The organism is Myxococcus sp. RHSTA-1-4, assembly GCF_020037125.1.
Classification (GTDB): Bacteria; Myxococcota; Myxococcia; order Myxococcales; family Myxococcaceae; genus Myxococcus.
The window spans coordinates 1-23,431 of sequence record NZ_JAIQDG010000039.1; the positions used below are offsets into that span (position 1 = coordinate 1).

14 protein-coding genes and 1 pseudogene are annotated in these 23,431 nt (G+C 71.1%); 11 read left to right on the plus strand and 4 right to left on the minus strand.

Annotation, left to right across the window (positions count from 1 at the left end):
* A partial coding sequence (locus K8638_RS36960; RefSeq protein ID WP_223759431.1) for a non-ribosomal peptide synthetase occupies window positions 1-8,212 on the minus strand: 8,212 nt, incomplete at its 3' end.
* Between the two features lie 155 nt (window positions 8,213-8,367).
* Window positions 8,368-10,692 (minus strand): TIGR02266 family protein, encoded by a 2,325-nt coding sequence (locus tag K8638_RS36965; RefSeq protein ID WP_223759432.1) that lies wholly within the window; start codon window positions 10,690-10,692, stop codon window positions 8,368-8,370.
* A gap of 167 nt (window positions 10,693-10,859) precedes the next feature.
* Here K8638_RS36965 and guaB point away from each other — a divergent pair, with 167 nt between their 5' ends.
* Window positions 10,860-12,317 carry an IMP dehydrogenase gene (guaB, locus tag K8638_RS36970; protein ID WP_223759433.1) on the plus strand — a complete coding sequence of 486 codons (1,458 nt, stop codon included), beginning with the start codon at window positions 10,860-10,862 and terminating at the stop codon, window positions 12,315-12,317.
* A gap of 167 nt (window positions 12,318-12,484) precedes the next feature.
* On the opposite strand, the gene K8638_RS36975 is transcribed toward guaB, so the two are convergent.
* On the minus strand, window positions 12,485-13,111 hold the full coding sequence (locus K8638_RS36975) for a hypothetical protein (RefSeq protein ID WP_223759434.1): 627 nt from the start codon (window positions 13,109-13,111) through the stop codon (window positions 12,485-12,487).
* Window positions 13,112-13,214: 103 nt separating this feature from the next.
* Here K8638_RS36975 and guaA point away from each other — a divergent pair, with 103 nt between their 5' ends.
* On the plus strand, window positions 13,215-14,768 hold the full coding sequence (gene guaA / locus K8638_RS36980) for a glutamine-hydrolyzing GMP synthase (RefSeq protein ID WP_223759435.1): 1,554 nt from the start codon (window positions 13,215-13,217) through the stop codon (window positions 14,766-14,768).
* Between the two features lie 57 nt (window positions 14,769-14,825).
* Here guaA and K8638_RS36985 read toward each other — a convergent pair whose 3' ends face one another.
* The gene (locus tag K8638_RS36985) at window positions 14,826-16,922 is read right to left on the minus strand and encodes a S46 family peptidase (RefSeq protein ID WP_223759436.1); all 2,097 of its coding nucleotides are present in this window, start codon (window positions 16,920-16,922) and stop codon (window positions 14,826-14,828) included.
* Window positions 16,923-17,324: 402 nt separating this feature from the next.
* Here K8638_RS36985 and K8638_RS36990 point away from each other — a divergent pair.
* The 9 genes and pseudogenes from K8638_RS36990 to K8638_RS37030 all read left to right on the plus strand — a co-directional run bounded on the left by K8638_RS36990 (window position 17,325) and on the right by K8638_RS37030 (window position 22,723).
* Window positions 17,325-17,860, plus strand: a pseudogene (locus tag K8638_RS36990) (dihydrofolate reductase family protein).
* On the plus strand, window positions 17,861-18,841 hold the full coding sequence (locus K8638_RS36995) for a hypothetical protein (RefSeq protein WP_223759437.1): 981 nt from the start codon (window positions 17,861-17,863) through the stop codon (window positions 18,839-18,841). It begins immediately after the preceding pseudogene.
* Window positions 18,842-19,148: 307 nt separating this feature from the next.
* The gene (locus tag K8638_RS37000; RefSeq protein ID WP_223759438.1) at window positions 19,149-20,213 is read left to right on the plus strand and encodes a hypothetical protein; all 1,065 of its coding nucleotides are present in this window, start codon (window positions 19,149-19,151) and stop codon (window positions 20,211-20,213) included.
* Complete coding sequence (locus K8638_RS37005) at window positions 20,213-20,473, plus strand: hypothetical protein (protein ID WP_223759439.1); 261 nt, start codon at window positions 20,213-20,215, stop codon at window positions 20,471-20,473. Before K8638_RS37000 ends, K8638_RS37005 begins: the two co-directional genes overlap by 1 nt.
* Window positions 20,466-20,825 carry a hypothetical protein gene (locus K8638_RS37010; protein WP_223759440.1) on the plus strand — a complete coding sequence of 120 codons (360 nt, stop codon included), beginning with the start codon at window positions 20,466-20,468 and terminating at the stop codon, window positions 20,823-20,825. Before K8638_RS37005 ends, K8638_RS37010 begins: the two co-directional genes overlap by 8 nt.
* Window positions 20,812-21,402 (plus strand): hypothetical protein, encoded by a 591-nt coding sequence (locus K8638_RS37015; protein WP_223759441.1) that lies wholly within the window; start codon window positions 20,812-20,814, stop codon window positions 21,400-21,402. The genes K8638_RS37010 and K8638_RS37015 overlap by 14 nt, the downstream gene beginning before the upstream one ends.
* A complete protein-coding gene (locus K8638_RS37020) occupies window positions 21,399-21,674 on the plus strand; it encodes a hypothetical protein (protein ID WP_223759442.1) in 276 nt (91 codons plus the stop codon). Before K8638_RS37015 ends, K8638_RS37020 begins: the two co-directional genes overlap by 4 nt.
* A complete protein-coding gene (locus tag K8638_RS37025) occupies window positions 21,671-22,039 on the plus strand; it encodes a hypothetical protein (protein WP_223759443.1) in 369 nt (122 codons plus the stop codon). The genes K8638_RS37020 and K8638_RS37025 overlap by 4 nt, the downstream gene beginning before the upstream one ends.
* A 435-nt stretch (window positions 22,040-22,474) precedes the next feature.
* Window positions 22,475-22,723: a hypothetical protein gene (locus K8638_RS37030; protein WP_223759444.1), complete on the plus strand. Its 249-nt coding sequence runs from the start codon at window positions 22,475-22,477 to the stop codon at window positions 22,721-22,723.
* The last annotated feature ends 708 nt before the right edge of the window (window positions 22,724-23,431 follow it).

Here is a 23,431-nt window from a genome sequence, read left to right on the forward strand (position 1 = left end):
CCAGGCGCTGGGCGGGGTAGGACGGGTCGAGCGGCACGTAGCAGCCGCCGGCCTTGAGGATGCCCAGCAGGGCGACGGTCAGGTCGAGCCCCCGGTGCAGGAAGACACCGATGCGGGACTCGGCGCCCAGGCCCAGCGAGCGCAGGTGGTGCGCGAGCTGGTTGGAGCGAGCCTCCAGCTCCGAATAGGTGAGGGTGTTGCCGTCGAACTCCACGGCCACGGCCGCGGGCGAGCGGCGGGCCTGGGCGGAGAACAGCGAGGCGATGGTGGCATCGGCCGGATAGTCGGCGCGCGTGTCATTCCAGGCCACCACGACCTGCTGGCGCTCCGCCTCGCTCATCAGCGGCAGCTCGCTGAGCCGGCACGCCGCGTTCTCCGCGGCGCCCTGGAGCAGGCGCTGGAGGTGCTCGGCCATGCGCCGCGCGGTGTCCGCGGTGAACAGGTCCAGGCTGTACTCGAGCTGCCCATCCAGGGCCCCGTTGCGCTCCGTCAGCGTCAGCGTGACGTCGAACTTCGCCGTCTCCGTGGCACTCGGGAGGAGCTCCACGCGCACACCCGACAGCGAGGGCGGCTGCATGGGCGCGTTCTGGAGCGTGAAGGCGGCCTGGAAGACCGGCGTCCGGGACAGGTCGCGCTCTCCACCGAGCGCTTCCACCAACCGGTCGAAGGGCACGTCCTGGTGCGCGAAGGCGCCCAGGGACTCCTCGCGCACGCGGTCCACCAGCGTGGTGAAGGCCGGGTCCCCGTCCAGCCGCGAGCGCAGCGCGAGCGTGTTGACGAAGATGCCAATGAGGCCTTCCAGCTCCGGACGCGTGCGGTGGGCCACGGGCGTGCCCACGCAGAAGTCCTTCTGCCCGGAGTAGCGGGACAGCAGCGCCTGCCACCCGGCCATCAGCACCATGAACAGCGTGGCGCCCTGGGCCTGGGCCACCTTCTCCAGGGAGGAGAGCAGCGCCGGAGGGAGGGTGAAGTAGTGCGTGGCCCCGTGCTGGCCGCGCACGGCCGGACGCTGCGAGTCCGTGGGCAGCTCCAGCGCGGGAGCCCCCTGGAGCCGCGAACGCCACCACTCCAACTGCGCCGTCAGCGCCTCGCTCTCCAGCGCCCGGCGCTGCCACACCGCGTAGTCGGCGTACTGCACCGGCAGGGCGGGCAGCGCGGCCTCACGGCCCTGGACCCGCGCCTCGTAGAGCGCGGCCACCTCGCGCACCAGCACGCCCATGGACCAGCCATCCGAGACGATGTGGTGCATGCACAGCACCAGCACGTACCCGTCCGCGGCCGTGCGCAGCAGCACGGTGCGAAGCAGCGGGCCGTGCTCCAGGTCGAAGACGCGGTGGGCTTCCTCGGTGAAGCGCCGCTGCACGGCGGCCTCACGCGCGGACGGCTCCAGCGCGCTCAGGTCCTCCACGGGGAGGAGCCACTCCGCCGGAGCCGGCTGGATGCTCTGCACGGGCCGGCCATCACGGGTGACGAAGGTGGTGCGCAGCGCCTCGTGGCGGCGGACCACCTCCGCGAAGGTGCGGCTCAGCACGCCCACGTCCAGGGCCCCCGTCAGCCGCAGGGCCACGGGGATGTTGTACGCAATCTGTCCCGGCTGGAGCTGCTCCAGGAACCACAGCCGCTGCTGCGCGAAGGACAGCTCCAGCGTGGCCTCGGTATCGGACCCACGCGGCAGCCGCTCCAGCGGCGGCCCCTCGGTGGTGGCCTTGGACGAAGCCCCCTGGATGCGCTCGGCGAGGAGCGCCACGGTGGGGGACTCGAAGAGGGAGCGCAGGGACAGCTCCACCTCGAGCTGGGTGCGCAGCCGCGTCACCACCTGCGTGGCCAGCAGCGAGTGTCCACCCAGGGCGAAGAAGTCGTCATTCGCGCCCACGCGCGTCTGGCCGAGCACCTCCGCGAAGATGCGGGCCACCGTCTCCTCGGCGGGAGTCCGCGGCGCGACGTACTCGTCCTCGATGACGATGCGGTCCGCCTCGGGGGCGGGCAGCGCGCTCCGGGCCACCTTGCCGCTGGGCGTCAGCGGCAGCGAGGGCAGCACCACGAAGGCGGAGGGCACCATGTGCGGCGGCAGCCTCTCCATCAGCGCCTGCCGGATGCGCGCCACCTCGCGGGCGCTCCGGGCCCCGCGCAGCGGGTCATTCGCCAGCCGGTCCAGCGGCACCGCGGACTCGCGGGCCTCCGGCATCAGGTCCACCGCCGCGATCTCACCGGGACGCGTGAAGACCACGTCCACCGAGCCGTCGGCGTACGCGGACGCCCAGCTCACCCGCGTCTCGTACCCGAGCGCCCCGCCGAGCGCGTACAGGTCCTCCGGCTCCACGCCCCGGGGACCCGGCCAGTCGCGAAGGACCTCACGCAGCGCGGCCACGGTGGGCGGCCGGCCCGTGCCGGTGAGCAGCTCGACCAGGCGCGTGTCGTCCAGCACGCGCGCGTTCGGCAGCCGCCGCACCGCCAGCATCGCGGGCCTCGACTCCAGCCGCTCGCGCAGCGCCTCCAGGGTGAGCGTGCTTCCATCCACCCACTCGGGCTGCGCGGGCTTCCGGGCGCTCTCCGCGTTCCCCACGTGGAGGATGACCTCGTAGCGGAAGCGGCTCAGCTCGTTGTCGTAGCGGGCGTGCTTGGGCAGCACCTCCACGCGGGTGATGCCGGGCACGTGCTCCACCAGCGAGGTGAAGAACGTGGGCGAGACGACCAGCTCCTCCTCGGCCAGCACGTCGCGCTGCACGCGGTACAGGAGCTGCGAGGAGGACAGGTTCGACGGCGCCCGGTGCAGGCGGATGGACGCGCGGAAGGCGTTCAGCAGCGCCAGGTTGCGCACGTCGCCCAGGAAGATGCGTCCGCCGGGGCGCAGCACCTTCACGGCCCCGCGAATCACCTGGAGCAGGTAGTCCGCGCTCGGGAAGTACTGGAGCACCGAGTTGCAGATGACGGTGTCGAACGAGCCCGGCTCGATACCGGACAGGTCGTCCACCGGCCGGTGCAGCAGCTTCACGGAGGCGAGCGACTCGCCCAGGCGCTCGCGCTGGCGCTCGATGCGGTCCAGCGCCGGCTTCGCGAAGTCGAGGGCCCAGTACGCCTCGCAGCGCGGGGCCAGCCGGTACAGGAGCAGGCCCGTGCCGCACCCCAGCTCCAGGATCCGCCGGGGCTTCAGCCCGAGGATCTGCCGCACCGTGGTGTCCACCCACTCGCGCATCTGCGCGGCCGGGAGCGCGTCACCCGTGTAGCTGTCGTTCCACCCGGAGATGTCGAACGTCGGGTCCTCGCTGCGCGAGCCCTCCGTGTACGTCTCGTCGTAGACGGCCTTCCACTGCGACAGCTGGTCCACCGGGCCCGTGTCCTTCAGGTCGCCCAGCACCAGGTACGCCGCCAGCCGCTTGTCGCCGGGCGAGTCCTCGCGCGCCATCACCACCGCCTCGCGGACGGACGGGTGCGTGGTGAGCGTGGATTCAATCTCCCCCAGCTCGATGCGGAAGCCGCGGATCTTCACCTGGTTGTCGATGCGGCCCAGGTACTCCAGGTCCCCGTTCGGCAGGCGCCGCGCCAGGTCTCCGGCGCGGTACAGCTTGCGCCCGGGCACCGGCCCGAAGCGGTCCTCCACGAAGCGGGCGGCCGTCAGGTCGGGGCGGCGCAGGTAGCCACGCGCCACGCCTTGGCCACCGACGTGAATCTCTCCGGGCACGCCCACGGGCACCGGCTGGCCGGCGGGGTCCAGCAGGTAGAGCTGCAGGTCCGGAATGGGGCAGCCGATGACGCTGGACCACGGCCGGTCCAGGTCTGCCATCCGCACCGGGCGATACGTGACGTGGACCGTCGTCTCCGTGATGCCGTACATGTTGACGAGCGTCGGGCGCTCGTCGCCGTGCCGCTCGAACCACGGACGCAGGGCGGCCAGGTCCAGCGCCTCGCCGCCGAAGATGACGTAGCGCAGCGCCAGCTCGGGCGCTTCGCCACGGGCCACGCCCTGCTGCTCGGCGTGGATGAGCTGGCGGAACGCGGTGGGCGTCTGGTTGAGGACGGTGACGGCCTCGTCGGCCAGCAGCTTGTGGAACGACTCCGGCGAGCGGCTCACCCAGTAGGGCACCACCACCAGCCGGCCGCCGTAGAGCAGCGCGCCCCACAGCTCCCAGACGGAGAAGTCGAACGCGTACGAGTGGAACAGCGTCCAGACGTCCTGGGGTCCGAAGTGGAACCAGGGGTCCGTGGCGGTGAAGAGGCGCACCACGTTGTCGTGCTGCACCATGCAGCCCTTGGGGCGGCCGGTGGAGCCGGACGTGTAGATGACGTAGGCCAGGTCCGTCGGCGCGTTGCACCGGGGCGGCCTCGGCGCCGTGACGTCGTCCGCCGACGCGAAGACCTCATCGACGCGCACGACGGCGGCGCCGCCGGACTCGGGCACCCGGTCACCGAGCGAGGACTGCGTCACCAGGACGGGGGCCTGGGCGTCCTCCAGCATGAAGGCGAGCTGCTCGCGCGGGTACGACGGGTCGATGGGCAGGTACGCGCCGCCGGCCTTGAGGATGCCGAGCAGGGTGACGACCAGGTCCAGGCTGCGCTCCAGGCACACGCCCACGAGCACGTCCGGGCCCACGCCATGGCGGAGCAGTACGTGCGCCAGCTTGTTGGCGCGCCCGTCCAGCTCCCGGTACGTCAGGTGCCGGCCCTCGTAGGTGACGGCGAGCGCGTCCGGCGTGCGGTCCACCTGCGCCTCGAAGCGTTCCACCAGGGTGCCGTCGCGCGGCGCGTCCATGCGCGGGTTCCAGGCGTGGAGGACCTGCTGGCGCTCGGCCTCGGGCATCAGCGGCAGCTCGGTGATGCGCTGGGACGGTGCCTCCACCATGCCGCCGATGACCACCTCCAGGTGGCCCAGCAGCCGGTCGATGGTCTCCGCGTCGAACAGGTCCGTGGCGTACTTGCAGCCGATGAGCAGACCGTCCGGGCCGTGCTTCGCCTCGAAGGTCAGGTCCAGCTCGGTGGTGCGGTTGTCGAGCAGCGACACGTCCACCGTCAGCCCGCCGCCCGCGGGCATGGCGTGCGGGATGTCGTAGTCATCGAGGACGAAGACGACGTTGTACAGCTCGCGCCGCTGCGAGCCGGGCGCCACGGCCGCGAGCACGTGGTCGAACGGGACGTGGCCGTGCGTCAGCGCGCCCAGCGTGCTCGCCTTCACCGCCGCGAGCAGGCCCGTCACCGTGGCCTCGGACGGCAGGCGCACGCGCAGCGGGACGAAGTTGCTGCAGTCACCCACCAGCGCGCGGGTGCCGGGCACGTCGCGGCCGGAGATGGCCGAGCCGATCACGAAGTCCGCCTGGCCGCTCCAGCGGTGCAGCACGGTGGACAGCGCGGCCACCACGCTCATGAACGGCGTGGCGCCCTCGCGCCGGCCGAGCGCGTGCAGCTTCGTCATCAGCGACGCGGGCAGCAGGCGCGAGCGCCGGGCACCGTGGAAGGAGAGCCGGGGCGGCCGGGGCCTGTCGGTGGGCAGCGCCAGCAGCGACGGCGCGTCCGAGAGCGCCTGCCGCCACCACGTCAGCTCCTTGCCCAGGGCCTTCGGGGTGAGGTGCGCGCGCTGCCACGCGGAGAAGTCCGCGTACTGGAGCTCCGGCTCGGGCAGGGGAGAGGGGCGCCCCTCGGCGAAGGCCGCGTGGAGCGTGGCCAGCTCCCGCACCAGCAGTCCCACGGACCAGCCGTCCGCGACCAGGTGGTGGACGGACATGACGAGCACATGGTCATCCGGCGCGAAGCGCAGCAGGGTGCAGCGCAGCAGCGGGCCGGTGCCCATGTCCATGGGCGTGCGCCCGTCCAGCGCGGCCTGCTCGTCCAGGACGGCCTGGCGCGACCCGGGCGGGGTGCCCGTCACGTCCACCCGGGGCAGGGGCACGGGGGCGGGCGCGTGGACGTGCTGCCGCGGCTCACCATGGTGCGAGGAGAAGGTGGTGCGCAGCACCTCGTGACGCCGCACCAGCTCAGCCAGGGCGCGCTCCAGCGCGGACACATCCAACGGCCCCTTCAGCGAGAGCGCCAGGGGGATGTGGTACGCGGTGGAGGCCGGCTCGAGCTGCTGGATGAACCACAGCCGCTGCTGGGCGAAGGACGCGGGAATCGCGCTGGCCGAATCCTGCCGGCGGCGCAGCGGCGGCAGCGCGGGAGCTCCGGCGCCACCGGAGCGGGCAATCGCTTCCGCGAGCCCCTTCAGGCTCAGGTCCTGGAGCAGCGCGGCGGCGGAGACGCGCACCCCGAGCCGCTTCTCGATGCGGCCCTGGAGGTCCGCGGCGCCGAGCGAGTCCATGCCCAGCAGGGTGAGCGGCGCGTCCGCGTCCTGGCGCGCGGCGTCCGGGCCGAGCACGGCCACCACTTCCTCGCGCAGGGCCTGGACGAGCTCCTCCGTCGCGGCCGAAGGAGCCTCCGGGGCTGCGACAGGCGCGGCCTGCATGGGCTGCATGGGCGCGGCGGGCTGTGACACCGCCGCATCGAAGCGCCACAGCACGGGCAGCTCACCCGAGGCGAGCGCGGCGCGGCAGGCGAAGCGCTGGATCTTCCCGCTCGACGTCTTGGGCACGGAGCCCGGGGGCAGCAGTGCCAGGGTGTGCGGCTGCACCTCCAGCTCGCGGGCAATGGCCTGCCGCAGGGTGTCCGCCACGGCCTCCAGCACCGACGGGTCCGCGGCCTCGGCCAGCTCGCGGCCCACCTCCGCCACCACCGCGAGCGCCTCGCCTCCCGCCGTCTCCATGGCGAAGGCCGCCACACCGCCGGGCCGCACGCGCTTGTGCGCGCGCTCCACCACGGCCTCCACGTCCTGCGGGTACAGGTTGCGGCCGCGCAGGATGATCAGGTCCTTGCGCCGGCCGGTGACGATGAGCTGCCCGTCCTCCAGCAGCAGGCCCAGGTCGCCGGTGCGCAGGTACTTCGGCCCGTCCTCCGCGCCGGCAGGAACGGCCTGGAACGTCTCCACGCTCTGCTCCGGCTTGCGCCAGTAGCCGCGCGCGACGCTCTGCCCGGACACCCAGATCTCACCCACGTGGCCGGGCGCGCACGGCACGCGCGACTCGGGGTCGACCACCAGCAGGCGCTGCTCCTGGAGCGTCGCGCCGCAGCCGACGTGCGCCCGCGTGCCCGCCGCGCCGGGCTCCGCGCGCACGGCACGGCCCTTCGACAGCGCGGCGTCCTCCAGCAGGTGCACGCGCGGGACGCGGCCCTTCTCCTCACCGGTGACGATGAGGGTTCCCTCGGCCAGCCCGTAGCACGGGTAGAAGGCCTCGCGGCGGAACCCCGCGGGAGCGAACACCTCCGCGAAGCGGTCCAGCGTGGCGGCGCGGATGGGCTCGGCGCCGGTGAAGGCCACCTCCCACGCGCTCAGGTCCAGCGCCTGGATTTCCTCGGGCGTGGTCCGGCGCGCGCACAGCTCGTACGCGAAGTTGGGGCCGCCGCTGACGGTTCCACGGAAGCGGGACACGGCCTCCAGCCAGCGCATGGGGCGCTGGAGGAAGGACATGGGAGACATGAGCGCCACGGGGAAGCCCGCGAACAGCGGCGTCAGGATGCCGCCGATGAGGCCCATGTCGTGGTACGGCGGCAGCCAGATGACGCCCACGCTGTCGTCGCGCACCTGGAACGCGTGGGAGATCAGCCCCAGGTTGTGCAGCAGGTTGGCGTGGCTGAGCATCACGCCCTTGGGCGTGCCGGTGGAGCCGGAGGTGTACTGGAGGAATGCCAGCGAGTCCGGGCCCACGTCGGGCGCGCGCCAGTGGCGCTCGTCACCCGCGGGCAGCTCGTCCGTGGCCAGCCACTGGAGCGCGCGGAAGTCCGGCGCCTGCTCGAAGACGAAGTCCGCGAGCGAGAGGATGCCGGACGTGGTGAGCACCACCGTCGCCTCGGCGTCCTGGATGATGGCGCGCAAGCGGGGCAGGGTGCGCTCCAGCCGCACCGGGTCCGGCGGATACGCGGGCACCGCGATGGCGCCCGCATAGAGGCAGCCGAAGAAGCCGGCGACGTAGTCCAGTCCCGGCGGGTACAGCAGCAGCACGCGCTGCCCCACGGCCCCGCGCGCCTGCAATGCGACGGCGATGCGTTGCGCGCGCTCGTGCAATTCGCGCGCGCTGAGCGCTGCTTCCTCGCCCTCGGACTCACCGAGGAACGTGTACTGCCGCTCGCCGGCCTTGGCTCCAGAAGCGCGGTGGATCAGGACGTCGTTGAGGGATCGGAAGGTGTCGGACATGGGGGGCCAGCGCTCTTGCGTCCAGATGAACGAGGCCGGGGCCTATATCAGGCCCCGCCGACGTTTAAAGATTGGACAGAAAGAGCGCAGAGTTACCCCTGCTCTGGATTTGCATCGAGAGCGAAGCAATCCGATTCGCTAGCAGGCGAGGAGGCTCAGGCCCGTCCGAACAAGCCCTTGAGCCAGCTCATGAAACCTTTTTGTTTCGGAGCCGTCGCGGCCGCGTCAGGCACCGCGTGTACGGGCGCCGGTGCCTGGGTGGTTCCGCGTGCGGGCGTGTGCTTCGGCGCCGTGGCATGTGCGGTGGCGACGGCGGAGGTGCCATTCGCGGCGGGCGCCCGCACCGGGGCCGCGGGGCCCGTGGCCATCGCTCCCGCATGAGCCCCCGGGGCGTGCGCGCCTTCCGCTGCGAGCTGAGACAGCTTCGCCTTCACCGCCTCGGGCGTCGCGCGCGTGGTGAAGGTGCTCGACACTTCGCGCCCGGTGGAGGTCTCGCGCGCGGTCACCTTCAACAGCGACTCGTTGTTCACCTCGAAGGTGATGGACACCTGCACGCCACCGCGCGGCCGCTTCGGCAGGCCCGCGAGCTTGATGGTGCCCAGGAACTCGTTGTCCGCTGCCTTGTCCGAGTCACCCTGGAACACCGTCAGCTCCAGCTCCGTCTGCTCATCACGGTGCGTGGAGACGGTGTAGCTCTTGGTGGAGGGCAGCGAGATGTTGCGCTCCAGCACGGGCTTGAAGCGCCCACCCGGCAGGCCCACGCCGATGGCCATGGGCAGCACGTCGATGAGCACCACGCCCTCGAGCTGTCCCAGGCTGTGCGCCAGCAGCGCCGCGCCCAGGGCCACCGCTTCATCCGGGTGCACGCCCTTGCTGGGCGGCTTGCCGAAGAACTTCGTGATCTTCTCGTGCACCAGCGGGAAGCGGCTCTGCCCACCCACGAGGATGACCTCGTCCACGTCCTTCGGGCCCAGCCCCTTCGTCTTCAGCACCTCGTCGCAGACCTGGACCGTGCGGTCCACGAGCCCCCCGGTCAGCTCGATGAGCTTCTGCCGCGTCAGCGTGACGTCCAGGTCGTACGGCTTGTCGTCGATCATCGTCACGAAGGCCACGTGCACCCGCATCTCCGAGCGCTCGGACAGCGCGCACTTGGCGCGCTCCGCCGCGTCGTTGATGCGCTGCATGGCCACGCGGTCCCCCTGGAAGGGCCGGCCCGTCTTCTTCTGGAACTCCTCCAGGAGGTACGCGACGATCGCATTGTCGAAGTCGAGGCCGCCGAGGAACGTGTCACCGCCGGTGGAGATGACCTCGTAGACGTTGTCGCTCAGCTCCAGCACCGACGCGTCGAACGTGCCGCCGCCCAGGTCGTACACCAGCACGCGCTGGTTCAGCTTGCGGCCGTAGCCGTACGCCAGCGCCGCCGCCGTGGGCTCGTTGAGGATGCGCTCCACGTACAGGCCGGCCAGCTTCCCCGCCTCGCGCACCGCCTGGCGCTGGTTGTCGTTGTAGTAGGCGGGGACGGTGATGACCGCGCGCGACACCGGCTGGCCGAGCTGGTTCTGCGCCACCTCGCGGACCTCGCGGAGGATGAGCGCGGAGATCTGCTGCAGCGTGTAGACGTGGTCTCCCAGCTTCACGCCCGCGTCGCCGTTTTCGCCGGGGATGATCTCGTAGTGGAACCGGTCCTTGATGTGCTCCACGACGGGTGACGCATAGGGCCGCCCCACCAGCCGCTTGGCGCCGTACACCGTCTGCCGCGGGTTGGTGAGCATCTGCCCCTTGGCGGGGTGGCCCACCACCAGCTTGCCGCGCGTGTTGACGGCGATGATGGAGGGCACGGTGTTGTGGCCCTCGCGGCTGGGCAGCACCCCGGGGCGTCCGCCGCGCACGTACGCCGCGCAGGAGTTCGTCGTCCCCAGGTCGATGCCGATGACCGGCCCCGCGCGCTTGGGCTCCTCCGTGCTCAGGCCCAGTGCCGCGTCCGTCATCATCACCGGCCCGGAGGCCGGAGCCGCCCGCCCCGGACCACCGCCCGGAGTCCCGGCCCCCGGAGCCGCCGCTTGGGCAAGGGAGGGCGCCGCGACGGGCGGGGCCTCGGGTGGGACGGTGTAGTCCGCTGCTCCCACCCCGTTGGGAACCGGGGGAGCGTCCGACTGGGCGTGGGGCAGGGTGACGACGGCGGAGTCGAGGAACCGGCGGGTCGGCGGGTCCACGTTCAGGAAGCGCAGGCCCATGCCCACGACGCCCTGGCCGCCCTGGCCGGTGACGAAGTGGACGACAGCAGAGGCATAGATGAGCCGCTCTCCGCCCGCCAGGCGGAGGTCCAGGGTGACGGGGGTTCCGGGGGCTTTTACCGCACGGGCGCGCAGGTAGATGCCGCCACGGGTGATGTTGGCCCCATATTTCGCCAGGAACTCCTCGGGGGTCGCGAAGGGCAGCTTCACGACCAGCCCGACCGCCCCCTGATTCGATTCCGTCAAAGCCGGTTCCCTAGACGAGAGGGTAGAGACGTCGGAAGTATCGCCCGAACTCCGAGGGAACGGGCGTCAAAAACACAACCGTTGCGCACTGGAAGCGTACCTCGTATGGAACCGCACCCGCAGGCGCTGGTGCCCGGCGGGTATTTCATGCCCCGGGAGCGCCGCTCATGCTGAACCCCGATATCCGGCTCGCCCTCACCTTCGATGACGTCCTGCTGGTGCCGTCCGAGAGCTCGGTCGTCCCCAAGGACGCCGACCTGACGACCCGGCTTACCCGCAACATCCGCCTCAACATCCCCCTGCTGTCCGCCGCGATGGACACGGTAACGGAATCCCGTACCGCCATCGCCATGGCCCAGGAAGGTGGGATTGGCGTCATCCACAAGAACATGACGCCCGAGCAGCAGGCGCTCGAGGTCCTCAAGGTCAAGAAGTTCGAGAGCGGCATGGTGGTGGATCCGGTCACCATCGATCCGGAGGCACCGCTGGGCCGCGTGCTGGAGCTGATGCGGCAGCACGGCGTGTCCGGCATCCCCGTGGTGAAGGGCCGGCGCCTGGTCGGCATCGTCACCAGCCGCGACGTGCGCTTCGAGACCAACTTCACCCAGAAGGTGGAGGCGGTGATGACGCGCAAGCTCATCACCGGCCGCGAGGGCATCACCCAGGACGAGGCCCAGAAGCTGCTCCACGAGCACCGCATCGAGAAGCTCCTCATCGTCAACGACGAGTTCGAGCTCAAGGGCCTCATCACCATCAAGGACATCGAGAAGCGCAAGACGCACCCGAACGCGGCCAAGGACGCGAAGGGCCGCCTGCTGTGCGCCGCCGCCGTGGGCGTGTCCGCGGACCGTGAGGCCCGCATCGACGCGCTCCTCCGGGCCGGCGTGGACGTCATCGTGGTGGACACCGCGCACGGCCACTCGCGTGGCGTGTTGGACGGCGTGCGCGACACGAAGAAGAACTTCCACGGCTTCGACCTCATCGCCGGCAACGTGGCCACCGCCGAGGCGACCCACGCCCTCATCGAGGCGGGTGTGGACGCGGTGAAGGTGGGCATCGGCCCCGGCTCCATCTGCACCACCCGCGTGGTGGCCGGCGTGGGCGTGCCCCAGGTGACGGCGGTGGACGACTGCGTCCGTGAGGCGGAGAAGCACGGCATCCCCGTCATCTCCGACGGCGGCATCAAGTACTCGGGCGACATCGTCAAGGCGCTCGCCGCGGGTGCCAGCACGGTGATGATCGGCTCGCTCTTCGCGGGCACCGAGGAGTCCCCCGGTGACGTCATCCTGTACCAGGGCCGCAGCTACAAGAGCTACCGCGGCATGGGCAGCCTGGGCGCCATGAAGCAGGGCGCCAAGGACCGCTACTTCCAGTCGGACGTGGAAGCCGTGAAGCTGGTGCCCGAGGGCATCGAGGGCCGCGTCCCCTACAAGGGCACGCTCGCCATGAACGTGCACCAGATGCTGGGCGGCATCCGCAGCGGCATGGGCTACGTGGGCTGCCGCACCATCGACGAGCTCCGCCACAAGGCCACCTTCGTGCGGATCACCTCGGCCGGGCTCAAGGAGAGCCACGTGCACGACGTGATCATCACCGAGGAGGCCCCGAACTACCGCGTGGAGTAGCGGCCCGGCGCGCCCGGAGCGGGGCCCGCCCCATGGGCCCGTTCCGGGCGGGACGCCTGCAGGCCAGACCGGAGGCGCCCCGGAGCCCCGAGGTCCGGCGGCACGAAAAAGGGCCCGCGCCTCGCGGCGGGGCCCTGGGAATCACGGGCGGCGGGGAGGGCGGGGAACTACCGGCTACCCCGCTTCTTGCCCCCGGAGGCCGGCTCCTCGGAGGCGGGCGCGGAGGCGGGCGCCACCTTCTTCTCCGCGTTGGCGACCCGGGTGAGGAGCGCATCCTTGTCGTCCGGCTCCAGCGTCTCGATGGCCTGGCGCAGGGTGTTGAAGTCGAGCCGGGCGATGGTGACGGTGTTGCCGCCCTTGATCTCCTGGACGGTGGGTACGTCCACCAGCTCGCGGATGTAGGTTTCGAACTCCACGCGCACGTCGGCCGTCTGCTGGACGCAGGCGTCCTTGGCGTTGACGATGTGCTGGCTGCCCTCGCGGTAGCTCAGGTCCGGGTTGCGGTTCATCGCCTCCTCGAAGGTGGCGGTGCGCTTGCGGAGCGAGGAGTACAGCTCGATGTAGTCCACCAGCCGGTCCGTCTCTGGCCGGTTCACGTTGCGCGCCTTGCCCAGCGCGTCCGTGGTGTCGTCACAGTTGAGCTTCTGGAGTTCCGCGGCACCGGGCGTGTCCTTCACCGCCAGGTTCTGGGTCTCGCGGTCCAGCCGCTCGTCCGAGGAGATCTCCTTCACGCATCCAGGAGTGCACAGCAACATCAGGGTCGCGGCAGTGGGGGCGGACAGGCGGCGAAGCATCCATACCTCGAACAATTGAGGGTACTTGGGCGTTGATTTCCGGAAGTTTGTAGCGATAAGGGCCCCCAGCCGTCAACGCCGCCCCCCCATTTGGAGACCCCCGGTGGACCTGCACGCCGAGAAGATCCTGATCCTCGATTTCGGGAGCCAGTACACCCAGCTCATCGCGCGTCGCGTGAGGGAGCTGGGTGTGTACTGCGAGATCCACCGCCCGGACCTCCCGGCGGAGGACATCCGCCGCTTCGCTCCGCGCGGCATCATCCTTTCCGGAGGCCCTGCCTCCGTGGAGGCGCCCGACTCCCCCCGCTGCGACCCGTTCGTCTTCGAGGCGGGCGTGCCGGTGCTGGGCATCTGCTACGGTCTCCAGCTCATCTCCAAGCTGCTGGGCGGGCGCATCGACCGTGGCGCGCACCGCGAGTTCGGCAACGCGGAGGTGGAGGTGCTGGACCGCCGCGGGCCCTTCGCCGAGTTCAACACGGGCGACCGGGTCCAGGTGTGGATGAGCCACGGCGACCGGGTGGACGTGCTCCCGCCCGGTTTCAAGGCCATTGGCCGCAGCGGCAACTCGCCCTTCGCGGCGGCCGCGCATGAGAGCAAGCCCTTCTACGGCCTCCAGTTCCACCCGGAGGTGGTCCACACGCCGCAGGGCAAGGCCATGCTGCGCGCCTTCCTCTTCAACGACTGCAAGGTGAGCGGCTCGTGGACGATGAAGGGCTTCATCGACGAGGCCGTGGAGACCCTCCGCCGCCAGGTGGGTGAGCACGGCCGGGTCATCTGCGCGCTGTCCGGCGGCGTGGACAGCTCCGTGGCCGCGCTGCTGCTGCACCGGGCCATCGGTCCGCGCCTGCAGTGCATCTTCGTGGACAACGGCGTGCTGCGGCAGGGCGAGCGCGCCCAGGTGGAGGCGCTCTTCGTGGACCGCTTCCACGTGCCGCTGCGGACGGTGGACGCGCGGGCGCGCTTCCTGGAGAAGCTCGCCGGCGTCACGGACCCGGAGAAGAAGCGGAAGATCATCGGCCGCGAGTTCATCGCCGTGTTCGAGGAGGCCTCCCGCGACGTGCAGGACGCCGGGTTCCTCGCGCAGGGCACGCTCTACCCGGACGTCATCGAGTCCGTCTCGTACAAGGGCCCGTCCGTCACCATCAAGAGCCACCACAACGTGGGCGGCCTGCCGGAGACGATGAAGCTCAAGCTGGTGGAGCCGCTGCGCGAGCTGTTCAAGGACGAGGTCCGCGCCCTGGGCCGCGAGCTGGGCCTGCCGGAGGAGATGGTGTCCCGGCAGCCGTTCCCCGGCCCGGGCCTGGCCATCCGCGTGCTGGGCGAGGTGACGGAGGCCCGCCTGGAGCTGGTGCGGCGCGCGGACGCCATCGTCCAGGAGGAGGTCCGCAACGCCGGCCTCTACAAGGAGGTCTGGCAGGCCTTCGCCGTGCTGCTGCCCGTGCAGAGCGTGGGCGTCATGGGCGACGAGCGCACCTACGAGTCCACCTGCGTGCTGCGCGCCGTCACCAGCGTGGACGGCATGACGGCGGACTGGGCCCGGCTGCCATTCCCCCTGCTGGAGCGCATCTCCAGCCGCATCACCAACGAGGTGCGCGGCATCAACCGCGTCGTCTACGACATCTCCTCCAAGCCGCCCGCCACCATCGAGTGGGAGTGAGGCGGTAGGGAAGGGCGGGGCCCTCCGCTTCGAGGGCCCCGTGTGTGGCGGTGACGACTACCCCGCCGGGTTGGCCTTCACGGGCGGCACCTTGGTGCTGCCGGGGCGCAGCTCCTCGAGCACGCGGGTGGCGCCGTAGATCTTCCGCAGCGACTCGATGATGGCCTCGCTGTGGACGGCCACGGTGCGGTTCACGCTCTCGTCGAAGCCGTACTCGCCGCCGAGCGACTGGATGTTGCCGTCGAACACCAGGCCGACGATCTCGCCGTCCTTGTTGATCATGGGCGAGCCGGAGTTGCCGCCGATGATGTCGTTGGTGGTGACGAAGTTCATCGGCGTGGTGCCGGTGATGACGTTCTGGGACTTCAGCCAGGACTTCGGCAGGGCGAACGGATCCTCACCCGTGTGGCGCTCGAAGGTGCCGGCCATCTGGGTGAGGGGCTCCACCTTCTTGCCGTCCTCCAGGTAGCCCTTCACCGCGCCGTAGGACAGGCGCAGGCTGAAGGTCGCGTCCGGGTACTGGTTGGTGCCGTAGACCTCGAACTTCGCCTTGGCCACCAGCTCGCTGTTCTTGCGCACGACGGACTCGATGTTCTCCTCGACGTGCTTGCGGATGGCGCGGGCGTCCGGGTCCACCAGCTTCGCCAGGGCGATCATCGGGTCCTTGGAGGCGTCCACGGCGGCCTTGCCACCGTCGAAGAGGGACTGGCGCAGCTTCACCTCGCGCAGCTTCGTGCCCTTGATGACGCGGGTGGCCAACGTCTCCGGGGACTCCTTGCCGAGGACCTTCTTCACGAACGGGTGGTCCGCGCCCAGCTCCTCACGCATCTTGGTGAGGCCGAAGGTCAGGCGGGCAATCTCCAGCTCCGGGTAGATGGGGGCCGGGCTGAAGAGCCGGGCCTTGAGGGCGGGAAGGCCCGCCTGGCTGAACTCGCGCAGGCGCTGGCCGTTCTCCTTCGGCAGCTCCTCGGCGCCGCGCACCAGCGTGCGGGCGATGCCGAACAGCTCGGAGGACTGGGCCAGGATGTGCTCCTGGAAGACGAGCTCCGTGCGGACGTTGCGGAACTCCTCCTGGGCCTTGGTGATGGCGTCCCAGGCCGCGCCGTACTTCTTCTTCATCTCCGGGTTGGACTCGACCTTCTTGCGCAGCTCCTGCTCGGCGGCGGCCTTCTGCGCGAAGAACTTCTTGTCCAGCAGCGCCTCGTGGCGGCCCTTGGAGGCCTTCAGCGCGTTCTCCACGCCGAAGAGGATGTTGTTGGAGATGCGCTTCTGCTCGGGGCCTCGCTTCTGGAACTCCGCGAGCATGCCGCGCATCTCGGAGAGCTGCATGAGCGTCTTCGGAAGGACGAAGTCGCGCTGGAACTCCAGCTCCGCGATGGTCAGCCCGCGCGAGGTGCGGCCGGGGTGGCCGGAGACGAAGGTGAGGTCGCCCTCCTTGGCGCCCTTCTCGGACCACTTGAAGTAGTTCTTCGACGTGTCCGCCGGCTTGCCGTCCACGTAGACGCGGAGGAACGTCATGTCCAGGTCGTAGCGGGGGAACTCGAAGTTGTCCGGGTCGCCGCCGAAGAAGGCGATGGCGTGCTCGGGGGCCATCACCAGGCGCACGTCCTGGAAGCGGCGGTACTTGTACAGGTTGTACTGGCCGCCCTGGTACAGGGTGACGATGTCACAGCGCACCTTGGCGTCGCCGGCGGAGCAGGCCTGCTCCAGCTCGGACATCTTCGCCTTGAGGGTGTCCGCGTACTGCTTGCCCGACAGGCCCTGCGTCGCCTTGTTCAGCTCCGCGGTGACGTCGGTGATGCTCTCGAGCTGGTTGATCTCCATGGCCGGGCACTGCGTCTCCTCGGCCTGCGTCTTGGCGTAGAAGCCGTTGGCGATGTAGTCCTTCTTCGCCGTGGAGAGCTGCTCGATGCAGCCGCGGGCGCAGTGGTGGTTGGTCATCACCAGGCCCTCGGGGGACACGAAGCTCGCCGAGCACCCGCCCGCGAGCCGCGCCGAGGACAGCCGCACCTTGTCCAGCCACTGCTGGGTCGGCTCGAAGCCGTACTTCTCCTTCACCTTGGCGGAGGGGAAGTTGTTGTACGTCCACATACCCTCATCGGCCAGCGCGGGCGCCGCACCGAGCAGGGTGGCAATCACGAACAAGCGCTTCATGAACAGGTCCTTTCCAGGGCCAGGGGATGCGCAGGGTTCTGCGGGAACCCCCTGTCTGGGTCAAGCCGCTAAAAAGCCGGGAAGAATTCCCGGCGCACGGAACATGCGAGCGGCCCTTCGATTCCTCGCCGCCGCACCGTGCTTCACGTCGTTTTCCCTCGGTAATTGCAGGTAATTGCGTGGAGTGCGGCGCGAATTCCGGACCTCGAAAAGAGGTAACGGAGGCAGGTGAAAGAAGTCGCATTACGCCGGGCCGGAAGTGCGCCGACGAGCGACCTGTCAGGGGCTGGCGCGGCGCGTCGTGAGCCGTGGAACGGGCCCCGTGATGGCGCTACCGGATTCCGGACGAACTCGGCTAACGCTCCCGGCTCACGGCTCGATCCACTGGACTGGAGACTCGCGATGGATGCGACGAAGCGCCCCTACGTCATCTGCCACATGGTTCCGTCGGTGGACGGGCGCATCGTGACGAAGCACTGGAAGCTCCCGAAGGGCGCCCTGGACGAGTACGAGCGGACGGCGGAGACCTTCGACGCGGATGCGTGGATCATCGGCCGCGTCTCCATGGAGCCGTATGCCGGGAAGTCGAAGGTGCCCGCGCGGAAGCGCCCGCAGCCGATTCCGCGGAAGGACTTCATCGCGCGGCGGGACGCGGACTCGTACGCCATCGCGTTGGACCCGTCCGGGAAGCGGCCTTCGGCATCAAGACGCTGCTGCTGGAGGGCGGCGGGCTCATCAACGGCTCGTTCCTCGCGGCCGGCCTGATTGACGAGCTGAGCCTCCTCTTCGCGCCCATTGCCGATGGCGGCACCGGGCTCCCCTCGCTGTTCGATGCGAAACCGGGCAGGGGGCCCACTCGAAATCTGAAGCTGCTTTCCGCGGAAAAGCGTAAAGGGGACCTGCTCTGGGTGCGCTACAGGGTGGCACAGGGAGGCTGAGTGGCGTTGCATGCTGTGACTCAGGAGGTGCGGCAGGCCCTGGCCGCTGCGGAGTCTCGCGCCTTCCTGCGCCGTGGCCCGGGATTTGCCCGGCGCGCCGAGGCCATCGAGTTCCTCGACACCCATGTTCTGGACCGCCTGGAGTTTCTTGGGGAAAACACGAGTCTTCCTGAGGACTTGCGGGTACTCGTGGCTCAGGCGCAGGGGTTGCGCCAGCGGCTCGAGACCGCCAACGGGCGGGTGATCCGGCGGCTCCGCGAACAGGTTGCCGCGGGCCGATACACGCCCGAAGCGCTCCGAAGCACGATGATCCGCCATGCCGGGCCGCCCGGGAGCCCCGGGAGCTACGACGGCCTGGACCTGATGATGGGTGGGCTGCTGGGGGGCAGCGCGCCGGCCGAACCGAGCGTCGAACGCGAGCCGGAGATGGTCGGGTACCAGCCGACGCCAGCCCGGGCCATCCTGGACCTGGTCGAGCGGGCGGAAATCCGCCGGGACGACGTTTTCTGCGACCTGGGCTCGGGGCTGGGCCAGGTGGTCATCCTGGTGGCGCTGCTGAGCGGGGCCCGTGGATGGGGCGTGGAGCTCGAACCGGCGTATTGCGAGTACGCGCGGCTGTCCGCGGGCCGCCTGGAGGTTCCGGGCGTCGAGTTCATCCAGGCCGATGCGCGCGTGGGGCCGCTGGCGGGGGGGAACGGTGTACTTCCTGTACACGCCGTTCCGCCGGGCGCTGCTGCGGCAGGTCCTGGGGCGGTTGGAAGCGGAGGCGAGGTCTCGGCCGAGCCGGGTCTGCACGTTGGGGCCATGTACGGCCGAGGTCGCCGGAACGCACTGGCTGGTGCAGGCGGACGGGCGCGAGCTCCACGAGCACCAGGTGGCCGTTTTCCGGAGCCGCTGAGGCCGCGCCGAGGGCAGCGGAGGAGGCCGCTGGAGGCCCAGGAACCGGGTCCGAAAACGACCCCAAAGTCCCCAGAGGTTTAGTTTACATAACGCATGTTATCGGACGTTATGTGCCCGTAATCACTAGGGATTTCGGGCGTTTGGTCGGCTGCTCGACACTGCCTGTCCGTTCACTGCGGCCAGTGCTTTCGCCTGGACCTTCCACGTTCATTCCGGCCGCCGCTGGAGCCTCCGAGCTCGCGCGCCGCTTCCGTCTCACCAGGCCCCGGGCGACAATCCGCGCGGGTCGCTCGGGCCTGTCGCGTCCCCCACGTGGTGCGCCTCCATTCAGGCGGCCACGTGGGGGCGCGGCGCAGTCCCACCCGCCGCGCGGGACCCGAGCCACGCCATGAGCCGCAAGCCCCATCGGCCCGTCCACCAGGACGGCGCCACGCAGTCCCCATCCACGCCCACGCGAGCGAACCCGCTGGAGCATGACGCCCCGTGCACGTGCGGACACTCCCCGGCTTGGCACTCGCCGACCTGGCCGGGGTCCTCGAAGTGCACGCACAACACCTGTCCCTGTGAGCGCTACAGGCCCGCCACGGGCCAGCAGGCGCCCAACCGCGCGGCCCTCGCCGTCGTGCGCTTCGCGGCCCTGCGCGCCGCTATCGCGCACGAGCGCCAGGCCGCGCTGATGTGCCTGCCCGGCGCGCGTCCGGACCTCCCCGAGGACCTCTGCCGCTCGCTCACGGCCTGCCACGGCGCCGTGGAGCGCGTGGGCCAAACCATGGCGTCTTACGCCGCGTGGCCCCGTTCGTTCGTCGCCGCGGTGGGCCATGCCATCCGGGCAGCGTTGGAGCTGCTGCCGGACGGCGCCGCCGTGGGCGTGTCGCAGGACCTCCGGGACGCGCTCCGGGGCACGCGGGATGCTCTGTCCCGCGCGGGCACGCTGCTCGCCACGGAGGGCGCCGCAATCCTCGACGGCCTCACGGGTGCTCACCCGGACCTGTCCACCGCGGCGCACCTGGGCGACGCGGTGAAGGCCCGCACGCGCAAGGCGTCGCCTCCGCCCACCTCGCACCCCCTCGCGGTCCCGTCGTTCCCCGACGTGCCGGCGGGCCTGGTTGCACAGCTCGTGTTCGCAGAGCGCGCACTCGGGCGCGCGTTGGACGCGCTGGAGCACGCTGTTTTTGAGGCGCAGGAGCTGCCCGGGCTGCCCCCGGACGTGGGGCCTCTCGCGGAACGCCTCGCCGCGCTCACTACCAAGGTCAACAGGCTTCGCCGCGAGACGCTCGCGGAGGCGCTGACCCTGGCGCCGCTGGAGCGCGCTGGCTTCTTCCGCTCGTCTGTGGCGGAGGAAGCGATTGCAGAGACGCTCGGGGGCCTGGGGGACTCCGAGGAAGCGGCGGAGGACGGGAACGCGAAGCCCGCCGGGGAGACCCTCGCGGCGCGTGGCAAGGGGGTGCACTGATGCTCGCCGCTGCTGCCTGCATGTTGGCGGCGCGGGCGTGTTCTCGCGTCATCCGCCGCGACCTGTACGAAGGAAGCCCGCTGCTCGCGTGTTCCTTCCGTGGGGAGGACCTCGCCGCCATCCGCACGTGGATGGAGCGCGTAGCCGCGGCCCTCGACGCGGTGGCCGTGGGCGCCGCGCCGCGCCTGCTGCCCGGCGCCCTGCTGGAGCGGCTGCGCGCGCTCCAGGACGCCGCGAAGCGCGGGGTGCCCCATGCGTAGGCCGTCCGTCCTGGAGTTGCCCCCGCGTGGTGCGCACCTGCCGCGTCACTGGCGGCACTTCACGCCGCGTCAACGCGAGGTGTTCGCGCAGCCGCGGACGGTGGCCACGCTGCTGGAGCTGCTGCGCGAGAGGCCCCGCGGCACGTGCGTTGTGTGCTGGCGGGACGTGCACGCGAGCAGCCTCGCCGAGTCGCTCGCGTGCAGCCGGCTCGACGTGCCCGGCCTGAAGGCGTCAGCGTGCTCCAGTTTTGTCCGCGCAATCGTCGTGAGCCGGGAGCGCAGCACGGAGAGGGCTAAGGCGTCGCTGCTCGCGGAGCTGCACGCGGCGGAGGTGCACCGTGCTGCCGCGTGACGGAATCGCGAAGGTGCGGAAGCACGTGGCGCACCTTGAGGCGGAACTCTCCCACGCAGACGAGCGGGAGCGCGCCACACGTGCGCACGTGCGGGACGCGTGGGCATCTCGCGCGGCCCGCTTGCGATACGAGCTGGCGATTGCGCGTGAGGCCCTCCGGCTCGTGCGTTTGCGCGCGGTGCACTCGCGGCTGGAGCAAATCCGCCAGCCGCGGCTGACGGCGCGGGAGCCGGTACAGGTGCCGTTGCTCGACGTGCTGCACCCAAACGCGGTGAGGTGCCAGCGCTGCGGCGGCCGCTGGTCGTCCGTGCGCTGGCTTCCGAAGCCGCGGGCGTTCCTGTGTGAAAGCTGCCTCGTGCGCTGCGGGCCCACGGTGCCCAAGGTGGGGCAGGTGCGTGTCAACCTGCGCACGCGGGCGCCGTCTGCGCGCGTGGCGGCCGCGGACCGTGAGGAGCTGACGCACGGGCCGGATGAATACCACCTGGAACCGGACGGCTTCCGCGTGGTGCTGCTCCCCCGCCCCACGTGCCCGGCGGAAACCCGGCCGCACCTGGTCGCCGCGCGAGGTGCCGCGTGACTCCGGCACAGGCGGCACAGCTCAAGGCGGCCACCCGGCACGCGACTGCTACCGTCAACCTCTGGCAGGCGCAGAGAGACGAGCTGGCGAGCAGCGAGGCGTGGGCGGGCGAGGTTGCGCGGCATGGCCCGGGCTCGCCCCACGCGGAGAGCGCGCGCGTTGCGTTCATGGCGCGCGCCTCTGACCGGGAGCTGCGCGCGAGGGAGCTGGACGAGGCGAGCCATGCCCTTTCCGCCGCTATGCTCGCCGTCCACCAGGAGGCGCGGCGATGAGCGTGCCGGCGCACCTGTTGTTGCCCGGTGGGGCTACATCCGCATGGGGCGGCCGGCCGGCTCGCACGCCGGCAGAGGTGGAGTACCTGCGCGCAGTGCTGGCGCACGCTCGGCACCGCTCGGAGCTGGGCACCGCGGCGAAAGCCGATGCGGAGGCTCGGCAAGCGCTGCTCGCGGCCACGGCGGAACACGGGCCGTGCCACCCGGTGACGGATGCTGCCTCTCGCCGCTGGGACGCGGCGCGGAAGGCCACGCAGACGGCCTCGGTGCTGGTGGCGAAAGCCGCGGAACGCCTCGCACGCGCGCACGCCGCGTGGGCGGCGGAAGCGGCGGCAGCAAGCGCGGCGGAGGCGGTTTCGCCATGAGCGCGAACCTCGACGAACACGGCGGGTGGTGCGAGAGCTGCCGTAAGAGGCGAGCCTCGGTGAGGCTGCTGTTCCGCCAGGGTCAGCCGGTTTGGCTGTGCGCCGCGGCACCGTGCCGGAGCGTGCCGGGCTGGTTTCGCGTGCAGTTGCGCCGCGAGAAGGACGCACGCGCGAGGCTGCTGGTGCCCGCCGACACCGTAGGTGGAGTGCAACCCCATGGCCTGGCCGGCGAAAATCGCCGGCTCCCTGTCATGGGCCCGTGACGGCGGCGCGGCCCGGCCGCTACCCGCGCTGTGAGCGCCTCCCCTGCCCCGCTGGCGAAACCTCCGCCAGTGCTTGGCACGGGAGGCGTGCGCGTTTCGCCATTGCGCCCACGGGGGCCGCCGCGCCGCCCGCGGTGCGCGAAACCCGCGCGGCGGAACGGAGCTGCGGCAGGTGGCGAGGAAGCCGAAGGCGGAGGAGCAAGGCACGCACGCGGTGCGCGTGCTCCGGGGGCAGTTGGACGGCGAGGGCTACCGGCTGCGGGCTGACGAGTTGCAGCGCGCGGTTGTCGCGGCCTCCCCGGGCCTGTGGGCCCCTGGAGTGCGGCGGGACTTGGCGCAAGCGGTGTTGTTGCTGCACCAGCTCGCAGACCTGCTCGACGGGTCCGCGGAGTGGCTCGACGCGGAGCCTCGCAACGGCTGACCTTTCGCCCGGGGGCGCGAAACCGGAGGCCCCCCACGGTGCGGCCGGCACGGCGGAACGTCGCCAGAGGCCCGCCCGCGCGGCTGTATCGCGCGAGGACGGGCCGATGCGGGGCACCACTGCCCCGGCCGGCAGGCGGCAGCAGCAGAGGGCTCGGCCGGAGCTGGTGCGCGCGGTGCCGGGGGCCTGGCGCCAGGCCCCCGCCGGCAATGTGGGTGGAAGTGCGCAACCCTTCCCCTCCGGTGGCCCCGAGGGCACGGCCCTGCGGGCTGCTGCTCGGCCCCGTGGGCGTGGTGGCGCTGGGGGTGGCCGGTGAGGGCTGCCCCCGTGAAACAGGCGCCAGAGGCCAAGGGCGCGCGTCCTGGAGGCCACGCCGAAACCGGGCACGGCGCGAGGGGTCCAGGGGGCGTCAGCCCCCGGCTTGTCTGGAGTAACGTTAAGTCGGACAACGGGGGGGCAGGCACGGCCCCCCCAGGCCCTGCGGCGCCGCGTCCCTACACCCCCCGTAGCTGTCAGGCGTGCGAGGCCCGGGAATGGCGGATTGCGCTGTGGCCGAAAGCGTCGCCAGGGGAGCGGAAGTTCCAGCGGTACGAGTGCCGAAACTGGCGCCACGCGGGGGAGTGCGCGCGGTTCGTTTCGCAGCGGGATTACGCGCGCATCTCGAAGGCGCTGGAGCCGTGCGCGCTGGATGACCTGGTGCTCATGGTG